The following is a 1,128-nucleotide window of genomic DNA, read 5'->3' on the forward strand; positions in this document are numbered from 1 at the left end:
CAGGGCCTATCAGTTCGTTTGTGTAAGGGCCTGACCTGGTTGGTGATGTTATGCCTTGTCCAGGCGGCCGGGGAACATGATGTCGAACTGGTTCATGGCGATCTTCCAGTTGTAGGTTGAGCGGCCTCCGCGTCCGGCGCGGGCGGTGCGTCCGATCTGCCGGCAGCCCAGGTAGAGCAGCTTGATCAGGGCGTCGTCGGTCGGGAAGTGTCCGCGGGTCTTGGTGATCTTCCTGAGTTGGTAGTTGATCGACTCGATCATGTTCGTGGTGTAGATGACCTTGCGGACCTCTGGCGGGAACGCGAAAAACGGAATGACCTGCTCCCAGGCGGCGTCCCACTGCCGGCGGATCGCCGGATACTGCCGGCCGATCTCCGAGTCGGTCCACGCGTCCAGGGCCTCGCGGGCGGCTTGTTCGGTCGGGGCGCCATAGATCAGCCGCAGCTGCGCGGCGACCTTCTTGCGATCGGCGTAGTTCACCCACCGCAGCGACGCCCGCGTCAAGTGCACGATGCAGGTCTGCACCAGCGCGTCGGGCCACACGGCCTCGATCGCGGCGGGCAGACCGACCAGACCGTCACACACGACGATGAGGACATCCTGCAGGCCCCGGGCACGCAGGTCGTTCATCACCCGCAGCCAGAACTTCGCGCCCTCGGTCTGCTCGACCCAGATACCCAGGACTTCCTTCTTGCCGTCCACATCGACCCCGACGGCCAGGTGCGCCGCCTTGTTCCTGACCGTGCCGCCGTCACGGACCTTGCAGACGATGGCGTCGAGGAACACCACCGGCCACACCGCGTCCAGCGGCCGGGACTGCCACTCCTTCACCTCGTCCAGGACCGCATCAGTGATCTTGGAGATCAGGTCCGGAGAGACGTCGATGTCGTAGATCTCCCCCAGGTGGGCCTGGATGTCCCGCACCGTCATGCCCCGCGCATACAACCCGATGACGATCTTGTCGATGCCGTCCAGGCGCCGCTGGCCCTTCCGCACGATCTTCGGCTCGTGGGTGCCGTTACGGTCCCGCGGCACGTCGATGTCGATCGCGCCGGCCTCGGTCAGGACCGTCTTCGGCGAGTAACCATTGCGGCTGTTACCCGACCCCTGCCCCGCCGGATCGCCCAC

General features: G+C 65.5%; 1 protein-coding gene. It reads right to left on the reverse strand.

The annotated features are described in order from the left end of the window. Positions 1-48: 48 nt before the first annotated feature. A partial coding sequence (locus tag ACFY3U_RS27790; protein ID WP_387206942.1) for an IS256 family transposase occupies positions 49-1,128 on the reverse strand: 1,080 nt, incomplete at its 5' end.

The sequence above is a fragment of the Micromonospora sp. NPDC000089 genome, from assembly GCF_042899365.1.
GTDB lineage: Bacteria > Actinomycetota > Actinomycetes > Mycobacteriales > Micromonosporaceae > Micromonospora.